This window comes from Chromobacterium haemolyticum (assembly GCF_009936155.1).
GTDB lineage: Bacteria > Pseudomonadota > Gammaproteobacteria > Burkholderiales > Chromobacteriaceae > Chromobacterium > Chromobacterium haemolyticum.
This window is the reverse complement of record NZ_AP019312.1, coordinates 4,836,352-4,859,205: the sequence shown is the minus strand read 5'-3', so window position 1 is coordinate 4,859,205 and position 22,854 is coordinate 4,836,352. Positions and strand designations below refer to the sequence as shown.

17 protein-coding genes and 1 other RNA gene are annotated in these 22,854 nt (G+C 58.1%); 6 read left to right on the top strand and 12 right to left on the bottom strand.

Annotated elements, in window-relative coordinates:
• Positions 1-24: 24 nt before the first annotated feature.
• Positions 25-3,204, bottom strand: coding sequence for a bifunctional diguanylate cyclase/phosphodiesterase (locus tag GYH29_RS22430; RefSeq protein ID WP_019100934.1), 3,180 nt, complete (start codon positions 3,202-3,204; stop codon positions 25-27).
• Positions 3,205-3,310: 106 nt separating this feature from the next.
• Between GYH29_RS22430 and rnpB the strand changes: the two genes are divergently transcribed.
• From rnpB to purD, 6 genes are all read left to right on the top strand, one after another.
• Positions 3,311-3,774, top strand: an RNA gene (gene rnpB, locus GYH29_RS22425) — RNase P RNA component class A.
• 128 nt (positions 3,775-3,902) lie between these two features.
• Positions 3,903-4,946, top strand: coding sequence for a tRNA dihydrouridine synthase DusB (gene dusB / locus GYH29_RS22420; RefSeq protein WP_081574757.1), 1,044 nt, complete (start codon positions 3,903-3,905; stop codon positions 4,944-4,946).
• Positions 4,947-4,976: 30 nt separating this feature from the next.
• Positions 4,977-5,213, top strand: a complete 237-nt coding sequence (gene fis, locus GYH29_RS22415) for a DNA-binding transcriptional regulator Fis (protein ID WP_019100932.1) — start codon at positions 4,977-4,979, stop codon at positions 5,211-5,213.
• Between the two features lie 73 nt (positions 5,214-5,286).
• Positions 5,287-6,864: a bifunctional phosphoribosylaminoimidazolecarboxamide formyltransferase/IMP cyclohydrolase gene (purH, locus tag GYH29_RS22410; protein ID WP_081574758.1), complete on the top strand. Its 1,578-nt coding sequence runs from the start codon at positions 5,287-5,289 to the stop codon at positions 6,862-6,864.
• A gap of 64 nt (positions 6,865-6,928) precedes the next feature.
• On the top strand, positions 6,929-7,489 hold the full coding sequence (pagP, locus tag GYH29_RS22405; protein ID WP_039754322.1) for a lipid IV(A) palmitoyltransferase PagP: 561 nt from the start codon (positions 6,929-6,931) through the stop codon (positions 7,487-7,489).
• A 53-nt stretch (positions 7,490-7,542) separates the two neighbouring features.
• Entirely contained in the window at positions 7,543-8,820 is a 1,278-nt protein-coding gene (gene purD, locus GYH29_RS22400) for a phosphoribosylamine--glycine ligase (RefSeq protein ID WP_019100929.1), read from the top strand.
• 69 nt (positions 8,821-8,889) lie between these two features.
• On the opposite strand, the gene rfbC is transcribed toward purD, so the two are convergent.
• From rfbC to GYH29_RS22345, 11 genes are all read right to left on the bottom strand, one after another.
• Positions 8,890-9,435: a dTDP-4-dehydrorhamnose 3,5-epimerase gene (gene rfbC, locus GYH29_RS22395; protein ID WP_043589471.1), complete on the bottom strand. Its 546-nt coding sequence runs from the start codon at positions 9,433-9,435 to the stop codon at positions 8,890-8,892.
• A gap of 16 nt (positions 9,436-9,451) precedes the next feature.
• A complete protein-coding gene (gene rfbA / locus GYH29_RS22390) occupies positions 9,452-10,339 on the bottom strand; it encodes a glucose-1-phosphate thymidylyltransferase RfbA (RefSeq protein ID WP_043589473.1) in 888 nt (295 codons plus the stop codon).
• The gene (rfbD, locus tag GYH29_RS22385) at positions 10,336-11,262 is read right to left on the bottom strand and encodes a dTDP-4-dehydrorhamnose reductase (RefSeq protein WP_043589475.1); all 927 of its coding nucleotides are present in this window, start codon (positions 11,260-11,262) and stop codon (positions 10,336-10,338) included. The genes rfbA and rfbD overlap by 4 nt, the downstream gene beginning before the upstream one ends.
• Positions 11,255-12,316, bottom strand: a complete 1,062-nt coding sequence (rfbB, locus tag GYH29_RS22380; protein ID WP_019100925.1) for a dTDP-glucose 4,6-dehydratase — start codon at positions 12,314-12,316, stop codon at positions 11,255-11,257. The genes rfbD and rfbB overlap by 8 nt, the downstream gene beginning before the upstream one ends.
• Positions 12,317-12,601: 285 nt before the next feature.
• The gene (locus tag GYH29_RS22375) at positions 12,602-13,735 is read right to left on the bottom strand and encodes a capsule biosynthesis protein (RefSeq protein ID WP_198001613.1); all 1,134 of its coding nucleotides are present in this window, start codon (positions 13,733-13,735) and stop codon (positions 12,602-12,604) included.
• Between the two features lie 121 nt (positions 13,736-13,856).
• Entirely contained in the window at positions 13,857-15,896 is a 2,040-nt protein-coding gene (locus GYH29_RS22370; RefSeq protein WP_118268436.1) for a capsular polysaccharide biosynthesis protein, read from the bottom strand.
• The gene (galU, locus tag GYH29_RS22365) at positions 15,893-16,765 is read right to left on the bottom strand and encodes a UTP--glucose-1-phosphate uridylyltransferase GalU (protein WP_043589490.1); all 873 of its coding nucleotides are present in this window, start codon (positions 16,763-16,765) and stop codon (positions 15,893-15,895) included. The genes GYH29_RS22370 and galU overlap by 4 nt, the downstream gene beginning before the upstream one ends.
• Complete coding sequence (locus GYH29_RS22360) at positions 16,749-17,750, bottom strand: acyltransferase (RefSeq protein ID WP_081950242.1); 1,002 nt, start codon at positions 17,748-17,750, stop codon at positions 16,749-16,751. The genes galU and GYH29_RS22360 overlap by 17 nt, the downstream gene beginning before the upstream one ends.
• A 40-nt stretch (positions 17,751-17,790) precedes the next feature.
• The gene (locus GYH29_RS22355; protein WP_081574767.1) at positions 17,791-20,076 is read right to left on the bottom strand and encodes a bifunctional glycosyltransferase/CDP-glycerol:glycerophosphate glycerophosphotransferase; all 2,286 of its coding nucleotides are present in this window, start codon (positions 20,074-20,076) and stop codon (positions 17,791-17,793) included.
• A 44-nt stretch (positions 20,077-20,120) separates the two neighbouring features.
• Entirely contained in the window at positions 20,121-21,197 is a 1,077-nt protein-coding gene (locus GYH29_RS22350) for a stealth family protein (protein WP_081574768.1), read from the bottom strand.
• Positions 21,194-22,849, bottom strand: coding sequence for a polysaccharide biosynthesis/export family protein (locus GYH29_RS22345; RefSeq protein WP_161524420.1), 1,656 nt, complete (start codon positions 22,847-22,849; stop codon positions 21,194-21,196). The genes GYH29_RS22350 and GYH29_RS22345 overlap by 4 nt, the downstream gene beginning before the upstream one ends.
• Between the last annotated feature and the right edge of the window lie 5 nt (positions 22,850-22,854).

Sequence of the window (22,854 nt, the reverse complement as noted above, 5' to 3'; positions counted from 1 at the left end):
GGCCCGGCAAAAGCCGGGTCGGATTCACACTGACAGGCGCTGCCGCAGCGTATCCATCCTTTGCTCCATCGCCTCGGCCGACAGCGGCGCGCCTAGCAGATAACCTTGCATCGCCGAGCAGCCCAGCTTGCCCAGATAGGCTTGCTGCTGGGGGTGTTCGACGCCCTCGGCCAGGGTGTCCATGCCCAGCGCGTTGGCCAGGTGAACGATGGCGGAGACGATGGCCGCGTTTTCCTCGTCCTGCGGCAGATCGATGATGAAGGAGCGGTCTATTTTGATGGTGTCCGGCGCGAAGCGCTTCAGATAGGCCAGGCTGGAGTAGCCGGTGCCGAAATCGTCTATCGACAAGCGCACGCCCATTGCCTTGATTACCGCCAATTGGCGCGCGGCGAAGTCCGCGTCCTCCATCAACGTGCTTTCGGTGACTTCGATCTCAAGGCAGTAGCCGGGCAGGCCGCTGCTTTGCAGCGCGTCGCGCACGTCGTCGACGAAGTCCGGTCGCGTCAGTTGCCGCGCCGAGACATTCACCGCCATGCGCACCGGGCGCAGGCCGCTGTCGTACCATTGCGCCGCCTGGCGGCAAGCTTCGCCCAGCACCCAGCGTCCCAGCGGCACCACCAGGCCGGTGTCCTCAGCGATGGGAATGAAGCGAGAGGGCATGATCAAGCCGTGTTCCGGATCACGCCAGCGCACCAGCGCCTCGCAGCCGAGCAGGCGCTCGCCGCTCATATTGAATTGCGGCTGATAAACCAGATAGAGCTCGCCATGTTCGATGGCGCGGCGCAACCGGGTTTCCAGATGCAGCCGTTCGGCCACTTCCACGTTCATTTCCCGGGTGTAGAAGCGGAAGGTGCTGCGGCCGTGCGCCTTGGCGTGGTACATGGCGAGATCGGCGTTCATCAGCAGATTCTGAAGGTCGCGACCGTCGTCCGGCATCAGGCTGATGCCTATGCTGCAACTGACGGTAAGCTGGTGGGCGCCGATGTCGAAGGGGCGTTGCATCGCGGCCAGCACGCGTTCGGCCACTTGAGCGGCCTCGCCGGGCTGATCAATGGACGGCAGGATGAGCACGAACTCGTCGCCGCCGGTGCGGCCGACGGTGTCCAGCGCGCCCACCGCGGCGCCTAGGCGGCCGGCCGCCTGTTTCAACAGCTCGTCGCCCAAGCCGTGGCCCAGGGTGTCGTTGATGTTCTTGAAGTGATCCAGATCGACGAACAGCACCGCCAACTGGCCCTGACGCAACTCGGCCTGGCGGATCGCCTGCTGCAGCCGGTCGTTGATCAGCACGCGGTTGGGCAGGTCGGTCAGCGCGTCGTACTCGGCCAGGTGCTGGACCCGCGCCTCTTGCTCCTTGCGTTCGGAGATGTCGGTGAACAGCGCCACGTAATGGCTGATTTCGCCCTGTTCGTTTTGCAGCACGCTGATGTTCAGCCATTCCGGGAAGATGTCGCCGTTCTTGCGGCGGTTCCAGATCTCGCCGGACCATTGGCCGCGCTGGGTCAGCTGCTGCCACATGTTTTCGAAGAAGGCCGGTTCGTGACGGCCGGAGGCGAGCAGAGCCGGAGTCTGGCCCAGCGCCTCGCTCTCTTCGTAGCCGGTGATCGCGCAGAAGGCGCGGTTGACCGCCAGGATGCGGTTGTCCGGGTCTGTGACCAGGATGGCCTCGTTGCTGGATTCGAACACCTTGGCGGCCAGCCGCAGTTGGCGGTCGGTCTGACGGCGGGCGGTGATGTCGCGGCCGGTGGCGCACAGATAGTCTTCGCCCTGGTAGTTGAGCGGGCTGACGGTGACTTCCAGCCATTGCTCTTCGCCGCAGCACTGCAGCCGGGTGTCGAAGGTGCGGGGCAGGGCGTCCGTGGCCGGACGGAACAGCGCGCGGGTCAGCGTCGCGGCGTCGCAACCGCAATCCAGCCGTTGGCGCGCCGCTTGGTTGCAGTAGACGATGTCGCCGGCGGCGTTGCGCAGCGCGATCAGATCGGTGGCGTTGTCCACCATGAAGTGGCTGAGGCGCAGGTCGCGCGAGCGCTGTTCCAGCGAGAGGTGGCTTTGCTGCAGGTCCTGGCGGTAGCGCTGCACCAGCGCGTTGAGCCAGCGCAGGAAGAACCAGCAGAAAGCCGCGGCGACCAACAGGGCGGCCAGGGTCAGCAGCAAGGTGGCGACGATGCGTTCGCGCAGGCTGCGCTCCAGTTCCTGTCGCGCCCGCTGGCTGCTGTCCTCGATGGACTGCACGCGCAGGCTGGTGACCAGGGTCCAGTCCCAGCCGGGCAGTTGGCGCGCGTAGGACAGATAGCGCTCGCCTTGCGGCGCGTCCAGGCTGCTGATCAGGTATTCCATGAAACCGCCTTGCTTGCCGCGGCGGATCAGTTCGGCAATGCGTCCGCGGTCGGCGCCGGGCAGGGCGGAGTAGTGCTTGCCGTTCATCGTCGGATTGGACGGGTCCAGCAGGATCACGCCGTGGCGGTCTATGATCATGAAGTCGCCGCTGTCGTGGCCGAAGCGCATTCGCGCCAGCATCTCCAGGCCTTGCTTCTGCATATCGGTTTCGACGTTGTTCAGATATTCGCCGCTGCCTATCAGCCAGTTGTAGGGCCCGAAACGGCGGGCGTAGGCGACTTTCTCGCTCATCTCGCCGCGGCCCGGCTGGTACCAGCGGTAAGAGCTGAAGCCGCGCTGTTGAGGGTTGTCCACGGACTCGATCAGCGCGCGCATGATGTAGCGGCCTTGGTCGTCGCGGTTGGCCAGCAGCGAGCCACCTTCCAACTGCGGCGCGGTGGGCAGCAGCACGCAGCGCCCGTCCAGGCCGTCGATGAAGAAGTAGCCGCGGCCGTCGAAATAGCGCAGCGGCCGCAGCGCTTCCGCGATCAGCCGCTGTACTTGGCGCGGAGGCCGGCGCAGGCGCTCCTGGCGCCAGACGGCGTCGGCCAGGTTCCAAGCCTGGTCCACTTGCTCGCGCAGTCTTTGCTTCAGGGTATCGTTGGTGCGTTCGCGCAGCGCGGACAAGGTTTGGGCGGCGTGATCGGCATAGGAGCGCAGGTAGTCGCGCGCGCGCGCGTAAGCGTCCTGACGTATGGTGTGCTGGCGGGTCTGGAAGTCATTCCAACTGCTCAGCAGGAAGTAGCTGGACAAGGTCAGCGCCAGCATGAACACAATAGCGAGCGTGCCAAACAATTGCAGACGGGACAGCTTGGCCTGATTCAGCTCCATGTTTTTGTCGTTATCGCTCGGTGGACCCGCCAGTATAAGGGATTATCGCGTTTGTCATGGCAAAATGTCGGGCCGGCCGGGGCGGAATCGGGTAGAATGGCGGCCGGAAGTTGGCCAGACAGTCGCCGCGCGAATTCGCAAGAAGGAGCGGGGAGGAAAGTCCGGGCTCCGTAGAGCAGGATGCCGGTTAACGGCCGGACGCCGTGAGGCGATGGAAAGTGGCGCAGAGAGCTGAACCGCCGATGGCCGGAAGAAGCGCCCGCAAGGGCGCGGATTCTTTATTTCGCCGCGCAAGCGGCGGGACGGATCAGGCAAGGGTGAAAAGGTGTACTGGCCGGGTGAGAGCCCGGTCGGACAGGTAGGGTGTGGTGCCCTATTCTGCGGTAAGAGCGCACCGCGGACGTGGTAACACGGACGGCAGGCAAAACCCCATCCGGAGCAAGACCAAATAGGGGGAATTGACGTTGCTCGCGTATATCCCCGGGTAGGTCGCTTGAGCCTGTCGGTAACGGCAGGCCTAGAGGAATGACTGTCCAACGACAAGACCCGGCTTATCGGCCAACTTCCACCTCATCCCCGCGATCCCATGGCTTGCCGCTATGGGGTTTGCTCAAAAAATAAGCAAAAAAAATCCACGTCCCTGGGAAAAAGCTTTACAATACCGGCCCTTCAGTCAGTTATCCCAGAGTTTCGCAAGCATGCGCATTGGTTCGTACACATTGAAAAACCGGCTGATCGTGGCGCCCATGGCCGGAGTGACGGATAGACCGTTCCGCATGCTGTGCAAGCAGTTGGGCGCCGGCATGGCGGTATCGGAAATGATCACCTCCAACAAGGCGCTGTGGACCACGGCCAAGACCTTGCGCCGCGCGGATCACGCCGGCGAGGTGGAGCCGATCTCGGTGCAGATCGCGGGTTCCGATCCGGCGCAAATGGCCGAGGCGGCGCGGCTCAACGTGGAGCGCGGCGCGCAGATCATCGACATCAATATGGGCTGTCCAGCCAAAAAAGTGTGCAATGTGGCCGCCGGTTCGGCGCTGCTGCGCGATGAGGCGCTGGTGGGTCGTATCCTGGAGGCGGTGGTCAAGGCGGTGGATGTGCCGGTGACGCTGAAGACGCGGACCGGCTGGAGCCCTGAGCACCGCAACGCGTTGAGAGTGGCCAGGCTGGCGGAGGATTGCGGCATTGCCGCGCTGGCCTTGCACGGCCGTACTCGCGAGGACATGTATCGCGGCGCGGCCGAGTACGACACGATACGCGAGGTGAAGCGGCACATCCGGATTCCGTTGATCGCCAACGGCGACATCGATACCCCGCAGAAAGCACAGTGGGTGCTGGAACATACCGGCGCCGATGCCATCATGATAGGACGGGCGGCCCAGGGGCGTCCGTGGATTTTCCGCGAAATTCAGCATTTTCTGGAGAGCGGCGAATGCCTGCCGCCGCCGAAGGTGAGCGAGATCCGCCAGCTCTTGCTGGGGCATCTGGATGAGCTATACCAGTTTTACGGCGAATACTCGGGCTGCCGCATCGCCCGCAAGCACATCGCCTGGTACACCAAGGGGCTGCAGGGCGGAAATGCGTTCCGCCAGCAAATGTACCAACTCGAGTCCACGGCGGAACAGCGCTTGGCTGTGGCGGCTTATTTAGACCGTTTGGCGGGGGACTCCGAACGGCTGGTGTATTTGGATGGCGCTGGGGAAGCGTTGGACCACGACTCGGAGACGGTGGTGGATGGCTAATTCCAATCAGACTTGGACAGAATAATAACCATGCAGAACAATGACCATATCTCGCAGTCGGTGCGGCTGGCGATGGAACAGTATTTCAGAGACCTGGATGGCGAGAACCCCTCCGCCATCTACGACATGGTGTTGGCTTGCGTGGAAAAGCCATTGCTCGAGGTGGTGCTGATACACACCCAGGGCAATCAGACCCGGGCGGCGGAGTTGCTGGGATTGAACCGCAACACCCTGCGCAAAAAGATGAAGTCTTATGATTTGATATGAAGACAAACCGGCCATACCGAACAGGGTGGCCGGTTTTTTTTGTGTTCCTTTTTAGTTAACGCGGTAGAGAACCATGAGCAAAATCGAACGCGCGCTGATCAGCGTCTCCGACAAGAGCGGCATTCTGGAATTCGCCCAGGCCCTGGCCTCCCAAGGCGTGCACATCCTGTCCACCGGCGGCACCGCCAAACTGCTGGCCGACGCCGGCGTGCCGGTGACCGAGGTGTCCGATTACACCGGCTTCCCGGAAATGCTGGACGGCCGGGTCAAGACCTTGCATCCGAAAGTGCACGGCGGCATCCTGGGCCGTCGCGATCTGCCGGAACACGTGGCCAAGATGGCCGAGCACGATATCGGCAACATCGATCTGGTCTGCGTCAACCTCTACCCGTTTGAAGCCACCATCGCCAATCCGGACTGCGAGTTGGAAGACGCGATCGAGAACATCGACATCGGCGGGCCGACCATGGTGCGTTCCGCCGCCAAGAACTGGGCGCACGTGGCCATCGTCACCGACGCCGCCGACTACGCGGCGCTGGTCGATGAAATGCGCGCCAACGGCGGCGCGCTGTCCAAGGCCACTCGCTTTGAGTTGGCCAAGAAGGCCTTCACTCACACTGCCGCCTACGACGGCGCCATTTCCAACTATCTGACCAGCCTGGCTGACGGCGCGCTGGCGGGCAAGCCGGAACGCGTGGCCTTCCCAAAACGCCTCAACGTTCAGTTCGTCAAAGTTCAGGACATGCGTTACGGGGAGAACCCGCACCAGGCGGCCGCTTTTTACCGCGACCTGGACCCGGCCGCCGGCTCCATCGCCAATTATCGCCAACTGCAGGGCAAGGAACTGTCCTACAACAATATCGCCGACGCCGACGCCGCCTGGGAGGCGGTGAAGACCTTCGACGATACCGCCTGCGTCATCGTCAAGCACGCCAATCCCTGCGGCGTGGCGGTGGCGGGCGACACGCTGAGCGCTTACCGGCTGGCCTTCGCCACCGACACCACCAGCGCTTTCGGCGGCATCATCGCCTTCAACCGCCCGGTGGACGCCGCCACGGTGGAAGCGGTGACCGGCCAGTTCCTGGAGGTGTTGATCGCGCCTGCCTTCACCGAGGAAGCCAAGGCCGTCATCGCCGCCAAGAAAAATGTGCGCGTGCTGGAAATTCCGCTGGAAGCCGGCTCTAACCGCTTCGAGCTGAAGCGGGTGGGCGGCGGCGTGCTGGTGCAGACGCCGGACATCCGCAATGTGGGCCTGGACGAGTTGCGTGTGGTGACCCAACGTCAACCGACGCAGCAGGAGCTGTCCGACCTGCTATTCGCCTGGCGCGTGGCGAAATATGTGAAGTCGAATGCAATTGTTTTCTGTAAAAATGGTCAGACTGCCGGTATTGGCGCTGGTCAGATGAGCCGCGTCGACTCCACCCGCATCGCGGCGCGCAAGGCGGCAGACGCAGGCTTGAGCCTGCAGGGCGCGGTGGCGTCGTCCGACGCCTTCTTCCCGTTCCGCGACGGTATCGACGTCATCGCCGAGCAGGGAATCAAGGCCATCATCCAGCCAGGCGGTTCGATGCGCGACGAGGAAGTGTTCGCCGCCGCCGACGAGCACGGCATCGCGATGGTGCTCACCGGGGTGCGTCACTTCCGCCACTGAGTGGTTCCGATTAACCGGAGGAGGCCGGCACGCCGGCTTCTTTGCATGGGTTTGTTGTTTTTCGATGAGAGCAATTGTCTGTTGGCTGGGCGCCGGCTTGTTGGCGTTCGGCAGTCTGACGGCGCGGGCCGAAGAGTCCGCCGCCGAGTCGCAAGGTTTCTGGCAACGCGGCCGCGCCAATATCGAGGCGGCCTGGCGTTCCGACCAGTATGAGCTGTACGTGCCGGCGGTGACGTGGCATAACCGCGCTTTCTACGATAGAGAGAAGATCCAGCAGTTCAACGAACGGCCGTGGGGCCTGGGAGCGGGGCGCTATCGCTACGACGCCGACGGCGACTGGCACGCGGTGTACGCGATGGCCTTTCTCGATTCGCACAATGACGTCGAGCCCTTCGTCGGCTACGCCTTCCAGAAAGTATGGCGTCCGCTGGACGGCTGGCGGCTGGGCGCGGGCTTCACCGCCGGCGTCACCGCGCGCTCGGACTACAGCTATGCGCCGCTGCCGGCGGTGTTGCCGCTGGTGTCGGTGGAATACCGCCGGCTGGCCTTGCAGGCCACCTATATCCCGGGCGGGCACAACAACGGCAATGTGTTGTTCGCCTGGCTGCGTTGGCAGTTGAGTTGAGTGAAGAATCCGGCGCGTTGCGGCGCGCCGCAAAAACGAGTGGAGCATCGCACATGAAAGTACTGGTTATCGGCTCCGGCGGGCGCGAACACGCGCTGGCCTGGCGCATCGCCAAGTCGCGCCGGGTGTCCAAGGTCTTTGTCGCGCCCGGCAACGCCGGCACCGCGCTGGACTCCAACCTGACCAACGTCGAGCTCGGCAGCGTGGCGGAGTGGGTTGCTTTCGCCAAGCAGGAGAAGATCGAACTGACGGTGGTGGGTCCGGAAGCTCCGCTGGCGTCCGGCGTGGTCGACGCCTTCCGCGCCGAGGGGCTGCGGATTTTCGGCCCCACTCAATACTGCGCGCAGCTGGAAAGCTCCAAGGATTTCGCCAAGGCCTTCATGAAGCGCCACGGCATCCCCACCGCCGCGTATGAAACCTTCAGCGACGCCGCCGCCGCCCATGCCTATGTCGACGCCAAGGGCGCGCCCATCGTGATCAAGGCCGACGGCCTGGCCGCCGGCAAGGGCGTGGTGGTGGCGCTGACGCTGGACGAGGCGCACGCCGCCATCGACGACATGCTGGTGGGCAACAAGATGGGCAGCGCCGGCGCGCGAGTGGTGATCGAGGATTTCCTGCAGGGCGAGGAGGCCAGTTTCATCGTGATGGTGGACGGTGACCACGTGCTGCCGATGGCCACCAGCCAGGACCACAAGCGGCTGCTGGACAACGATCAGGGCCCGAACACCGGCGGCATGGGCGCGTACAGCCCGGCGCCGGTGGTGACGCCGGCGGTGCACAACCGGGTGATGCGCGAAATCATCCTGCCCACGGTGCTGGGCATGAAGAAGGACGGCCACAGCTATACCGGCTTTCTCTACGCCGGGCTGATGATAGACGCCCAAGGCAATCCCTACACCATCGAGTTCAACTGCCGTTTCGGCGATCCGGAAACCCAGCCCATCATGGCGCGGCTGAAGTCCGATTTCACCGTGCTGCTGGAAGCCGGCGTCAACGGCCGCTTGAACCAGGTGGAAGCGGAATGGGACCGACGCGTGGCCTTGGGCGTGGTGCTGGCGGCCGAAGGCTATCCAGAAGCGCCGCGCAAGGGCGACCTGATCAGCGGTCTTCCGCCGGAGAGCGAGGACGGCATGGTGTTCCACGCCGGCGTCAGCCTGGACGCGGACAAGCAACTGCGCAGCAACGGCGGGCGCGTGCTGTGCGCGGTGGGCCTGGGCGACAGCGTCAAGATGGCGCAGGGCAAGGCTTACGCGCTGGCCGACCAGATCCAGTTCGCCGGCAAGCAGCTGCGGCGGGACATCGGCGCGCGCGCGATTGGCCGCAAACATTAGCGTCTTGCCGTTTGATAAAGAAACAGCGCCGCAAGCGGCGCTGTTTTCATTTCCGGGCTTGGGTCCGGCTCAGCCTAATTCGGCCAGGCGCAGGCCAGGCGCCGCGCCGTCCTTAGGCGATAGTTGGGGCTCTTCGTCCAGCGGCCAGGCGATGTCCAGCTCCGGGTCGTTCCAGGCGATGGCGCGCTCCAAGTCCTTGAACCAGTAATCCGTGGTCTTGTACAGGAACTCGGCGTTGTCCGACAGAGTGAGGAAGCCGTGGGCGAAGCCCGGCGGCACCCATAGCTGACGCTTGTTGGCGGCGGACAGGCGCACGCCCACCCATTGACCGAAGCTGGCCGAGTCGCGGCGGATGTCGACGGCGACATCGAAGACCTCGCCTTCGACCACCCGGACCAGCTTGCCTTGAGCGTGCGGCGCCAATTGGTAGTGCAGGCCTCGCAGCACGCCTTTGGCCGAACGGCTGTGATTATCCTGAACGAAGTGGACTGAGCGGCCGACGGCGGCTTCGAAGCGCTGCTGATTGAAGCTTTCGAAGAAGAAGCCGCGCTCGTCGCCGAACACGGCGGGCTCGATGATTTTGACGTCGGGAATAGTGGTGTCGATGATGTTCATGCGCTGCTCGTCGGTATCAATAGACTGGCTGATCCAGCATCGCCAGCAGATAACGGCCGTAGCCGGTTTTCTGCAGCGGCTTGGCTAGTTGGCGCACCTGTTCGTCGCCTATCCAGCCGGAGCGGTAAGCCACCTCTTCCGGGCAGGCCACTTTCAGGCCCTGACGGCTTTCAATGGTGGCGATGAATTGGCTGGCTTCCAGCATCGATTCATGGGTGCCGGTGTCCAGCCAGGCGTAGCCGCGGCCCATGGTTTGCACCGATAGCTGTCCCTGTTGCAAATAGACGTTGTTGACGTCGGTGATCTCCAGCTCGCCGCGAGGGGAGGGTTTGATGGACTTGGCGATGTCCACCACCTGCTCGTCGTAGAAGTACAGGCCGGTCACCGCGTAATTGGATTTGGGCTGCGCCGGCTTTTCCTCGATCGACAGCGCCTTGCCGTCGGCGTCGAAGTCCACCACGCCGTAGCGCTCCGGGTCGTTGACGCGATAGGCGAATACGCTGGCGCCGCTGCGTGTGGCGTTGGCGTCCTGCAGCAAGGCGGAAAAGTCGTGACCGTAATAGATGTTGTCGCCCAGCACCAAAGCGGACGGCGCTCCGGCCAGGAAATCCTCGCCGATGATGAAGGCCTGGGCCAGGCCGTCCGGGCTGGGCTGCACCGCGTATTGCAGCCGGATGCCCCATTGGCTGCCATCGCCCAGCAACTGTTCGAAGCGCGGCGTGTCCTGAGGGGTGGAGATGATCAGGATCTCGCGGATGCCGGCCAGCATCAGCGTGGTCAGCGGATAGTAGATCATCGGTTTGTCGTAGATGGGCAGCAATTGCTTGCTGACCGAAATGGTGGCCGGGTAGAGCCGGGTGCCGGAGCCGCCGGCCAGGATGATGCCTTTGCGTGCCTGAGTCATTGGATGTCTTTCTGTAGCGGCTGGGCGGCGAGTTCGGCCAGCACTTGTTCGACGCCGCTTTCCCAGCGCGGCAGCGCGAGGCCGAAGGTCCGCTGCAGCTTGGCGCAGTCGAGCCGGGAGTTGGCGGGGCGGGGAGCCGGCAATGGATAGTCGGCGGTGGCGATGGGCGTGATGTCGGCGGGCGACAGCCGCAGCGTGAAACCCAGTTTTTCCGCCTCGGCGACCAGGAAGCGGGCGTAGCCGTGCCAGCTGGTTTCACCCTGCGCCGCCAGGTGGTAGCTGCCGTAGGCGAAGTCGGTCGGCTTGCGCAGATAGTCGCGCAGCAGCGCCGCGGTGACTTCGGAGATCAGGGCGGTGGAGGTGGGCGCGCCGATCTGATCGGCGACCACCCGCAAGTTGTCGCGCTCTTGGGCCAGTCGCAGAATGGTTTTCAGGAAATTGCCGCCGTGGGCGCCGAACACCCAACTGGTGCGCAGAATCAAATGCCGAGGCGCGGCAGCGCGCACCGCCTCCTCTCCTTCCCATTTGCTTTGACCGTAGACCGAGCGCGGCTGGACCGGGTCGTCCTCGCGCCAAGGCCGTTCGCCGGCGCCGTCGAACACGTAGTCGGTGGAGTAATGCAGCAGCAGCGCTTGTCGCCTCGCCGCCCATTGCGCCAGCAACGCCGGCGCGGCGGCGTTGACCGAGCGGGCCTGCTCCACTTCGCTTTCTGCGCGGTCCACTGCGGTGTAAGCAGCGGGGTTGACGATGATGTCGGGCTGGTGGCGTTCCAGTGCCTGGAGGATGCTGTCGGCCTGGCTCAGGTTCAGTTCGGTCCGGTTCAACGCGACGATATTGCCCAGCGACGCCAGCGCGGTTCGCAGCTGATGACCGAGCTGGCCGTTGACTCCGGTCAGCAATATGGTGGGTTCGCGCTCAGCCATAGTGCCGGTTCACCCAGTCGCGGTAGGCGCCGCTGCTGACGTTGGCCACCCAGTCTTGATGTTGCAGATACCAGGCCACGGTTTTGCGGATGCCGCTATCGAAGGTTTCCTGTGGTTTCCAGCCCAAGTCGCGCTCCAGCTTGCGCGCATCTATCGCGTAGCGGCGGTCGTGGCCGGGGCGGTCGGCGACGAAGGCGATCTGCTCGGCGTAGCGGCGAGCCGGGTCGGCTTGAGGCGCCAGTTCGTCCAGCAGCGCGCAGATGGTCTTCACCACGTCCAGATTGGTTTTTTCGTTCCAGCCGCCGACGTTATAGGTTTCGCCGGGCACGCCGGCTTCCAGCACGCGGCGGATGGCGGAGCAATGGTCTTTGACGTAGAGCCAGTCGCGCACCTGGCTGCCGTCGCCATAGATGGGCAGCGGCTTGCCGGCAAGCGCGTTGAGAATGACCAGAGGAATCAACTTTTCCGGGAAATGATAAGGGCCGTAATTATTGCTGCAATTGGTGGTCAGCACCGGCAGGCCGTAGGTGTGGTGCCACGCGCGTATCAGGTGGTCGGACGCGGCCTTGGAAGCTGAGTAGGGGCTGTTGGGCTCATAACGGTGGCGTTCGGAGAACGGCGCGTCGTCGGGCCCCAGCGTGCCGTAGACCTCGTCGGTGGATACGTGCAGCAGGCGGAAGCCCCGTTGCTCCTCGGCGGGCAGCTGGTTCCAGTAACCGCGCACGCTTTCCAGCAGATTGAAGGTGCCCACCACATTGGTCTGGATGAAGTCGCCCGGCCCGTGGATGGAGCGGTCGACGTGGCTTTCCGCGGCGAAGTTGATCACCGCTCGCGGCTGGTGTTCGGCCAGCAGGGCGCTGACCAGAGCGTGGTCGCCGATGTCTCCGCGCACGAAGACGTGGCGCGAGTCTTGTTCGAGCGTTTTCAGAGTGTCGAGATTGCCGGCATAGGTCAGCGCGTCGAGGTTGATGATGCGTTCATCGCTCTGCGCCAGCCAGTCCAGCACGAAATTGCCGCCGATGAAGCCGGCGCCGCCAGTGACCAAAATGCTCATATTGTTCTTTCAGTGTTGCTGCGTGCTCAGAATCTGTACCAGTAATGGGAGTGTGGTTCTATGCTCTAGGGGCATGTATCCGGGATGGATTTGCCCGAACATGGAGCGCGGCTCCTGATTTTGAGTTTAAAGCTCAGCGAGTTCAATACGTATCTTGAGAATCGGCCCATTGTCGCGCGAGCGGAAAAAATACGAAAGCCTGTGAAACTGTTTTAATGACCTAAACGATAAATGTTTAGCGAACTAGTTCCAGTAGCGGGCTTGAACTATGACAGCTTGCAAACCCTATTTGGTTTTGGGGTCGGCAGGCTCTATTGGTTCCGCTCCGAGCTTAAAGGCGTTGGGATGTTCAAGCCATGGAGAGTAGCCAAAGTAAGCGCCGTTCAACTGGGTATGTTTGACGAGGTAGGAACGCAGTTTCCGGTACAGCCTGGCTTGGGGAGGTGTTGGCCTGCGCCAGAATCGATGCAGCTCGGTTTGGCAAGTCAGGCCCGGAATATCGTATAGCGCTCGTCCCATGGTGATCAAAGGCTTGTCGTGATGCAAGGAGGACAAGCCGACGGTGCTATTGATGGTGACCACGCCTAAGCTATGTTTCAGCAGGCTGGGCAAATGGCCGTCGTGGATGTAGAACACGCGGGATCCGACGTTGTTTTGACGGGCCAACCCACGGATATAGGCGGCGTAGTTTCTGTGTCCGCGGTCCAACGGGTGATGTTTCAGCACCAGAGCGGCATGTTCGGGGGCGTATTGCGAAAAAGAAAAGATCACTTCCGCGATGAAGTCACGCACATCCCGATAAGGGCTGTGATGCAGCACCTGGCTGTCGTTGAAGACTTGCAAAGGCACTAGAAAATAGCGTTGGTCCCACTCCCGCAGGATACGGCGGCGCAGCTTGTGCTCAAGCGCTTGATACAGTGCTTTGCGCCAACCGGCGCGCAGCCAGCAGAAGAACTCGCGAAAAGGCGAAAAGTCCTTGTGATGACGATAGTGCGGGTAGCGCGCGCGCCAAAACCAGCCCGCGACATAGTAGGCAGCGGCGCTGCAGGCCATCCGGCGAAAAGAGGCTTTGGTGGGGATGGGGGCGGGGAGCTTGCCGGCCTCATAGCGCAGCATGACGGCCGGATCGGCGGCCAAGCGAGAATGGGCATTGACCCCGTTCTGCTCCAGGGTGATGTAGTCTGGCCGCAGATAGCCTTCCTCGAAGGCATAGAAAGCCATGGCCTGTTCCTTGCAGATTTGGGCCGCCGCGCGGTGGTAATGGCGGCAATCGCCAAAGCAGACGACGGCGTCGATGCGATGAGCCTGTAGAAACGCCCGCAGCCAAGGGGTGAAATCCTCAGGGCGTCCACGGTAGTCGGTGGCGTCCAGATGCCGGTGATAAAGCCGATCCCCGCCGTTGAAATTGATCTTGGCCACGTGAGCGCCATGGCGGCGCAACCAACAGGCCAGTTGGTTGAAGAAGTGGCCCATCGGTCCTTGCAATAGCAGTAGGCGGTGATGGGAGAGCAGGGCTTGAGCGGCGAGCATGGACGCGTGCTCAGCGCAGCGTGCGCAACAGGCCCAGGCCCTTGCGCCACTGTCTCGCCAGCCAGTGCGAACGGGTGCGTCCAGGCTTGAGTTGCTGTTTGCGCCGCCATAGGTGTTCAACCACAGCTTCGGCTCTGGCGAAGCCCGGCTGGCCCGGGATCATATAACGGGGGTAGGCAATCAACACGCCATAGACCAACTGCTCCAGCGTGAGCCGGCGTTGTCTATGGAACACGGGCAGATGATCGTGAGTCAGGCCCCAGCCTGCATAGAAGGGCATGCCGTAGCAATGTACCGGCTTGCCGCGCAGCAGGGCTTCGAAACCGGCCTGGGAGGTCATGGTGTGGACCTCGTCCGCGACGCTCAGGCAGGCAATGATGTCGGCGTTGTCCGCCACTTGGTCCGCCAAGCATGCAAGCTCCTGCTCAGAGACCGCCCCATGCCGGTTGCCGGACGTTACGTCGGGATGCGGTTTGTAGATCAACCAGGCGTGCGGCCGCAGCCGGCGCACCTCCCGCAGCAGCGACAGATTGCTGTTGAGCCAAGGGGAGGCCTCACGGAGGGATGCATCGTCTTCCACTTGGCCGGGAACCAGGACTATGGTTTTCCCGGTGGCCGCTGCGGCGAGCTCGAACGCCGCGCCCACATTGTATTTGCTGAGTCGCAGCTCCAACAGCCGTAAGCTGAGGCGCTGGGCGCGAAGCATCTGCTGCGGGTCCAGCTCGAGTTCGCAGAGCAAGCGTTCTAGGCGCGAAGCCGGCGCCGGGGCGTAATAGAGGCCGGCGTCGTCCACCACCACGGACAAGGGCGGCTGCAAATCGGAGCCCAGCCCCAGCGAGCGCACAAAGCCGTCCTCCATCCTCAGCAAAGGCAGGCCATGCCGCGCCGCCAGGGAGGCGGCGTCCGGCGCCATGCCCCAGGCCACCAGCTTGCTGTCCGGAGGAAGCCGCGGCGGCAGCTTGCCTGGTTTCGAGATAAAACGGACTTGGTTGCCGGGGTGCTTCAGGAAGGGCCACACCACCGCGCGTTTCCACCAGCTCATGCCGACGCACCACAGCACGCCGCCAGTTTGCTGTCGCAAGTTCCGATTCAGATGAATCCACTCCGCGACGTCGAAGAAGGTGCCGGGTTCGCCGGTTTCCGGATGAATGTAGCGGGCATAGCGCAGGTAGGCGGCGTGAAACAGCTGTTCCAAGGATCGATGGCAGTACCGGCGCAGCTTCAATGTCGGCATCTCCGGATGACGATCATCGGTCAGCCCCCAGCCCGCATACCAGGGCATGCCGAAGCAGACGACCTGGCAGCCGGCGATCAAGGCTTCGAATCCCATGTGCGAGGTGGCGGTGTAGACCACATCCACCTGGGACAGCAGCGATTGAGGACAGGCGTCCTCAGCGATCAACTTCACGTCGGGCGGAGGGAGAGGCAGATAGCCTCGTTTTTTGCCGGCGATCACGTCGGGATGCGTTTTTACCCAGATTTCCGCTGCGGGATGCTCGCGGTAGGCGGCTTCCAGCATGGCTTGAAAAGTGCATGTGTCCGCACCGCCCAGTCGCACGGACACGTCGCCTTTGGTTTGATCCAGCACCAGCACGCGTGGGCATCCGCTTCGTGGAGGCAGGGCAATGGTTGGCGCGTGGTTGTATTTGGAGAGCCGGTCACGGCGCATCCGTTCCAGACCGCTTTGAGCGTTCTGCCGCTCGGAGCCGGATAGCGATGTGGAAGCAATCAGCTGTTCCAATTGAGATGGGCGGGTGGCGTCGTAGTAGATGCCTAGCTCGTCGATCAGCAGCGACACCGGCGGCTCGCCGTTGACGCCTAGGCCGAGTGAGCGCAGAAAACCGTCTTCCAGCGCGATATAAGGCAGGCCGCGTTGCTGGGCGAAGGCGCGGGCGCGACGAGCGGACGAACGCAAGCCCCAGCCGGCCACGGCCGTCAGAGGCCTGGTTGAGGGCAGCGATGACCAGCGGAGATGGCATACCGGCAGACCGATCAGCGCCCGCAGACGAGGAATACGGGCAATGCCGGGTGAAAGGACGGCAATCGTCACCGCAGATTTTCCGCCAAAAAAGCAGAGAATGCTTGATGCGTTTCAGGATGTTTCAAGCCAAATTTTACTGTAGCTTGCAGATAACCCAGTTTGGAGCCGCAGTCATAGCGAATGCCTTGCAGCGGGAGCGCCAGTACTGCTTCCTCCTTCATGAGGGCCGCGATGCCATCGGTCAGTTGAATTTCGCCGCCTACCCCGGGTTTCAGGTGTCTAAGCCTGTCAAAAACACCTGGTGTCAGGATATAGCGTCCCACTACGGCCAGCGTGGAAGGCGCGATGGAGGGGTGGGGCTTCTCCACAATGCCGGTGATACGTTGCACGCCCTCATTCTGCATGGATGTTTCCACAATGCCGTAAGAACTAGTGGCTTCGCGCGGCACGTTTTCCACGCCCAGGATGGAGGTGGGTTGCTGTTCATACAGCTTTACCATTTGCGCCAAGGCACCGGGCTCGCTGTCTATCAGGTCATCCGCCAGAATTACGGCAAATGGTTCATTGCCTATCGCGGGCTGGGCACACAATACGGCATGTCCCAGTCCTAGCGCCTCGGCTTGGCGGATATATAGACAGGAGACATGCGGCGGCAGGATGCCTTGCGCCAGTGGCAAAAGTTTGTGTTTGTTGCGCAGCTCCAGTTCGGTTTCCAGCTCGTAAGCTTTGTCGAAATGGTCTTCGATGCTCCGCTTGTTGCGGCCGGTGATGAAAATCAGCTCAGTCATGCCGGCTGCAATCGCCTCCTCCACCGCGTATTGAATCAGCGGCTTGTCGACAATCGGCAGCATTTCCTTGGGGCTGGCCTTGGTGGCAGGCAAAAAGCGGGTGCCCATGCCTGCTACTGGGAAAATGGCTTTTCTAATTTTTGATTTCATGCTTTAACCTATATAGCAATGACTTGCCCGTGTTATTTTTTTCAATGATTGATCGTTCAATGGTCGTGTCCATGTTGATGGTTTCTCCTAAAGCAATGGTGAGCGCCCCGGCAGGGATGTTGCTGTTTTTAGATATTTCAAAACATAGTTTGAAAATAGAATAGATGTCTTGTCGTGTGACAAGTATTCCATTGATGGTTGTTTTTGAATGGGTGCATAGATGCTCGTAATATATGGCGCAGGCCAAATAATAAAATAGGGAATAATTTTCGATGGAGCACTCTCTCCATAAATGAATGTATTTAATTCCTTGTGAGATTGCACTTTTATATTTTTTGTTTTGAGAGTCAGATAGGAAGTTTGAGATTGAGAAGTCATCTTCAAATTGTAGCGGCGCATGCTGGCAGAGTGCTCGGCTCCAAACAATACCATGCTTGATGGTCTGTGCAGGCTGCCCAGCAATAACACAGTTGCTCTCGTGAGAGCGAGTAACGACAGCACCTGCGGAAACCACACAGTCAGAGCCAATCGTGCAGCCTTTTAATATCATGCTGTTCTTTGCAGCCCATACCCTATTGTTAATTTTTATAGATTTGGCAGGGTTTAATCGAGTGCCGGACTGCAAGTCGAATATGCTGTGAAAATCAGTTGTGCTGATTATTGTGTTGTCGAATAAACAGTCGTTTCCAATATTTATGTCGCTATATTCCCGTGCTGTTATGGATACGTTGCCGTTGCAGGCAAGTCCATGGCCTATTTCTATTTTTGATGACTGAGAAGCGTTGAAGCTGCCTTTGATTTTACAAGCATTGCCAAACTTGACAAAGCTGTTTTCTTTTATTGAAATAAAGCCATTTAAAATAAAGCCATCACCGCATTCAAAGTGACTGTTGGCATCAATTTCGATGTGACCATGCTCTATTTTGCAATTGATTCCAATAGATATATTGGAGGGGAGGTTTGAAAATGATTTTATGGTTGCCATGGTGTTTTGTGTATCGGTTGATATAATTTAAGAATTAAATTTAGGTGTGCTCTAGTATTAAACCGGAAACGGTTTTTTCTATGCGCATGGAATTGTTGTTGTCTATGTGTGAAAAAAATTTACGGGAAGTGCGCAATTGTTCTTGAGAAATCTTAAAATTATTATTCTTATACTCTATGATGGTATTTATCAGATCGTTGGCATTGTTGAGTATGGGGCCAGGTATGCCATTGATAGGGCATACTAGAGGCCCTCCACGAGAGGCAAAAAATTGTTGCTGATCGAACCAATAAAAGAGGACTGGTTTTTTTTGATATAACATGTCAAATGATGCGGATGAGTAGTCTGTCACCATTAAGTCGGATTTTATAATTAGTTGTTGAATGTCAGTGTTGTTCATTTGCACCATTTCTATTTCGATGCTTTTGTCGAGCATGTTGAGATGTTTGTGCATCTTATGATGTAAACACATAATTATTTTTGTTTTATGGGTTTGGATGAATGAAATTAATTTTGGATGAGTGATCAATTCGTATATTTTTTTGAAATACTGAGACTTTTCAAACTCGGTAGCATTTTTTTGAGATAGCCAGTCTCGCCATGTCAATAATATTAAAATTTGATTGTTTGTTTTTTTTCTGAATTTTGGCAGGCTGTCAAATCTTGATAAACCAGTCACGGATACTTCATTGTTCTCAAAACCAAACTGCTCACAAATGAGTTTTTTTTCAAAATCGGAACTGACGATAAACTTATCGGGTAGCTCATTTCTTCTTTGCATAGAATTTTTGTCGTAATAACCTTTGGCACGACTGGTGGCGAATATGCCATGCTGCAGAAATACTTTCTTTTTGTCGGAGAATTGATGGCTGACGCGCCTCCATTGATGCAATACATCTCTCATAGAGTCACTAAATATATAGGCGGCAGCTTTGTGGAAAATAATAAAATGCTTCAAGCTGCCATAGTGGACAACGTTTTTGTATGGCGCTAGATTTTTTATTGTTTCGGCGTTCTTTTCTATAACGAAATAGTGCGCTAAATCGGTAGATTTTTTTTCTTGCGTGTGTTTGAAATAGTAGTAGCTGGTGTCGTTTGCAGTTTGGCCCAGGCGTTCTCCGACCAAGACGATATTGTTCTTCTGCACAGACTTGGCCGCAATGAATTTTGCGATATTGAATTTTAACCACCATCCCAGCAAGCGATATTTGTTTAGAATATTGGTTTTTATTTCTCTTGTCAGAGTGAAACGATTTTTTCTTACTATGCTTAAGTAGTCTTTTATGATGGTGGCGTCGTTTATTTTCTTGCCTCGTCTCAAACAGCTTCTCTTTATTTTCTCGTTTGCAACCCGATAAGCCTCACTGTAAAAACCATGAAATATCAAAGTGAGCAGTAAGCGCCGTTCAGGAGTAAATATACCTATCATTGAGTAACCAATTTCGTTTTTTATGAAACTCCTGACGGATTTGTAGATAGGTTTTGTGACTGTAAAGCTATTGTCTTTTGAAAATTTCCCCAGCCGATAGAGTAAACTTTTTAATATAAAAATCTTTATATATCGAATTTGAGGGTCAGGAAGATTGAATTGCTTGGTCAGCTCGTAAACAATGAGCAAGTCGTTAAAGACTTTTTCATTGACAATCTGTGTGCACGAAGGATTGTTTTCATCGTCTCTTCCTTGGTAGAGATAGGTAATGTCTGGAGTTGTCGAGATATGATTTGCACGATAAAGTGCATGGATGACAAAAATCCAGTCCTCAGCTAATTTGATCCCTTCAGGAAAAGTGATGTTGTATTTTTCGATAAGCTGTTTCTTGAATAGCTTTGCCCATGGCGGACTGGTTTTTATTAATATGGATCTATGGGTGAATTTGACCTTTCTGAATGCCGCACTTGCAACTTCGGCATGATCGTCAATAAACCAGCTACGTCTATTGTTGAAAGCCTTGCTTTGAGCAATGACGACTTCGGATTGAGTTTCTTTTGCTAATTTATATAGCGGCGTTAGCGCATTGGGTGGAAGTAAGTCGTCAGAATCCAGGAAGTAGATGTACTCGCCGCTGGCAATTTTTAAGGCATTGTTTCGGGCTGAGGATTGCCCGGAATTGGGTTGCCGTAAAAGTGTTATGTTTTTATATTTTCGGACGTACTGTTTAATGATCTTTATGGAGTCGTCAGGTGTGCCATCATCTACGACGATAATTTCAATGCACTCTTCTGCTGGACGGCCTTCTAGTTTTTGAGAAATAACGGAGTCTAGACATTTGGCAATGTACTTTTCTACATTGTATACGGGGATGATGACGGAGATTGCGTAGTTCATTTCATGGTCCGGAATAATGGTGATTTAATAAAATATAAAATATGCTACGATTGCCAGTATTGCTTGATGGCAAGGTGTTGTTTATGTTTATTTGTTTGAGAGTTGAAATCATTTGCGCAAAATGAATGAGGTGAGCATGGTGTTCCTTTTCTTTTTTTTAAGTCCAGCCAGAAAGAATTTGCACTCGCTGAGCTTATGTTGAAGTAATAGCAAATGTCTCTAGCTGGCGACGCCTGAGCTTGGGTGTACATTAACCAGGGCACAAGAAAGGTTGCCAAATTTAAATCATTGTTTTGCCGAAATCGGTTGTTAAGAAATTGAAGAATTCTATAATTAAATCGGTGCCATGACTCTTCAAATGCGCTTTTTCTTAAAGGTATGTAGCTATGAATGAGAGGCGTATCTATTTTTAAGCCAAAGCTCATTTCCAATAATGCGGCGCACTGGGTAGCAGCATGTAAAGTTGGTGTCGATATACCTCGTGCCCACATGGCCTTGAGGCTTTTGTGTGATAGGAAAAGTGATGCGATGCCGTTGCTACGAAAAAAATGACCGGGGGGAAGTGGACGTGCGACAAAAACATCATCGTTGAAATAAATGAAGTGCTCGCTTAACTCAGGAATACGGTGCAAGTGCGCTTCAATCACATGAGAGTTGAAGGTAGGCAAGTAACAGGGTGATATCAGTTCCTGATGGTCTATCACGCGGACACGGTTATTTGGAGTCAGCCATTCAGGGCATTGTTGGTCAGTGACGATGTAAATGCGGCGAACCCATGGAAGGTAAGTCTGAACGCTGTTCAGGGAATAGCGCAGCTCGTCATGATTGTTGAAGCGGGCGGGGTCGTTGGCGTATAGCCCTAGGTGTTCAGGGCTATGGCTTGCCAATGTTTTTGTGCGGCGGGCTTGCCACTGAGGATCGTCACCGTTGACCCAAGTAAAGACCACATCAATTTCCAATGTATTGTCCAGCAAGCTTTCCAGTGCCAAGTCGTGCTTGAGCAAGATGGCTTCTTCATCTTGCGGACAGGCGATCTCGTTGCGAATGATTGGATATTGTTTGTTGAGATAGTCTCGGAAAAAAATCCCGGGATGCCGTAGCAATTTCTTCAGTTTTCTCATAAATTGAAAATCACTTTCGCCGCTACTGCGATCTGGTAAAGAATCTGCGTAATGCCGCGTGTTATTTCAATATTCTTGGTTTCGAGCTTAGGCATGACCATGACTTCGTCACCGGCATCCACTTGGATGCGTTCACCGACAGGGAGAGCGCTACCGTTTTGCTTCATCAAGATTAATCGGGACTTGTCCGCGGTTTGGTTGTAGCCGCCGACGCGTGCGATGTAGTCACCTATAGTCAGGCCTGCTTGCCAATTGACGGCGTTGGGAAACAGCACGTCGCCATGGACCATCACGACGCTGGTTTTTTCAGGAATGCGAATGACATCTCCATCTTCCAGCAGAGTGGTCGGCAGGTTTTTCTCGTCAAGCACGACCTGTCCGCGTGGTTCAACCTTGCTGGCCTTGGAGACGAAGCGTTCGATCAGTTCGGCTTCGCGGGTGCGCAGGTCCGCCTCTTCCTTGGTGGAGGAGCGAGCGGAGAACGCGGTTTCCTGCAGCTTTTGCAAGGACAAGGTCAGCATGGTTTTCTGCCGCTCGGCTACGGATTTGCGGAACAGCTGCAGCGCGCCCATCTGCGACATGCTGTTGGCTTGAATCTTGGTCAGCACGTCGGCCATGCTGGCGCCGTAGGGCAGCACGATGGCGTGTTCGCCGGAATGAGCGCCTTCCACTCGAACCTGGATGGTGCCGGCGTAGCGGTCGGCGCTGATCAGCAACTGGTCCCCGTCTTGCAGAACCACGTCTCCAGCCTGTTCCAGCGGGTAGTATTCGCTGCGCTTCTGCGTGCCTTGGCGACGGATGATGCTGGCGTGGGTGGCTCCGGGTTTGGGGCGAGAGACTTGCAAGGCTTGTTGCAGGCTGATGCTGTTCTGCCCGAATTCGAAGTCATAGGCGTTGAATACCTGACCGCTGACTGAGAAGGTATGTTGGCGCGGGCCCACCACGATGACGTCGCCATCGGAGAACTGCACCATGTCCATCCTGCCCTGAAGCAGGAAGTCGTAAAGGTTGACGCGTTGACGCACGAGGTCGCCGCGCTTGATCTGAATGTCGACATAGCTGCCGCGCTCGGCGTCGACGCCGCCGGCCTTGTCCAGATAGCTGAGCACGCTGTCGGCGGCAATGCCGGGGTAGAGGCCGGGTTGTTTCACGAAGCCGGTGACGAAGACCTTGACTGGTTGAGCGATATCGAGAGCCGCGTACACGTTGACATTGGCCTTGTAGACCCGGCGCACTTGGTTGGACACCGCCGCGTTCAGTTCGCCGTTGCGAATGCCGGCAACCGGCACCGGACCGATATTCGGGATGAAGATATTGCCCTGGGGGTCGACGAGCAGTTGCGCGTCGAAATTGAAGGCTCCCCATAGGCGCAAGGCGATGCGGTCGCCGATGCTCAGTTGATAGTTGGGGTTGAAGCCTTGGCCTGCGCTATTGCGGAAGGCGCCGCCAAAGAGCTGCGAGCCGAACATGCTGCCAGGCGCTTGCGGCGGGACGACGAACGGGATTTCCTGCGACACGGCCGGCGCGGCGCGCTCGGCGGGCTGCTGTCGCGAGGGCGGTTCCGGTTCCGCCGGCGTGCCGGTCAGCAGGGAAACCGCGTGAGCCTGGCCCAGAACCAGGCAGAGAAGCGGGATGAGCTTGGCGCGTTGCATAGTGA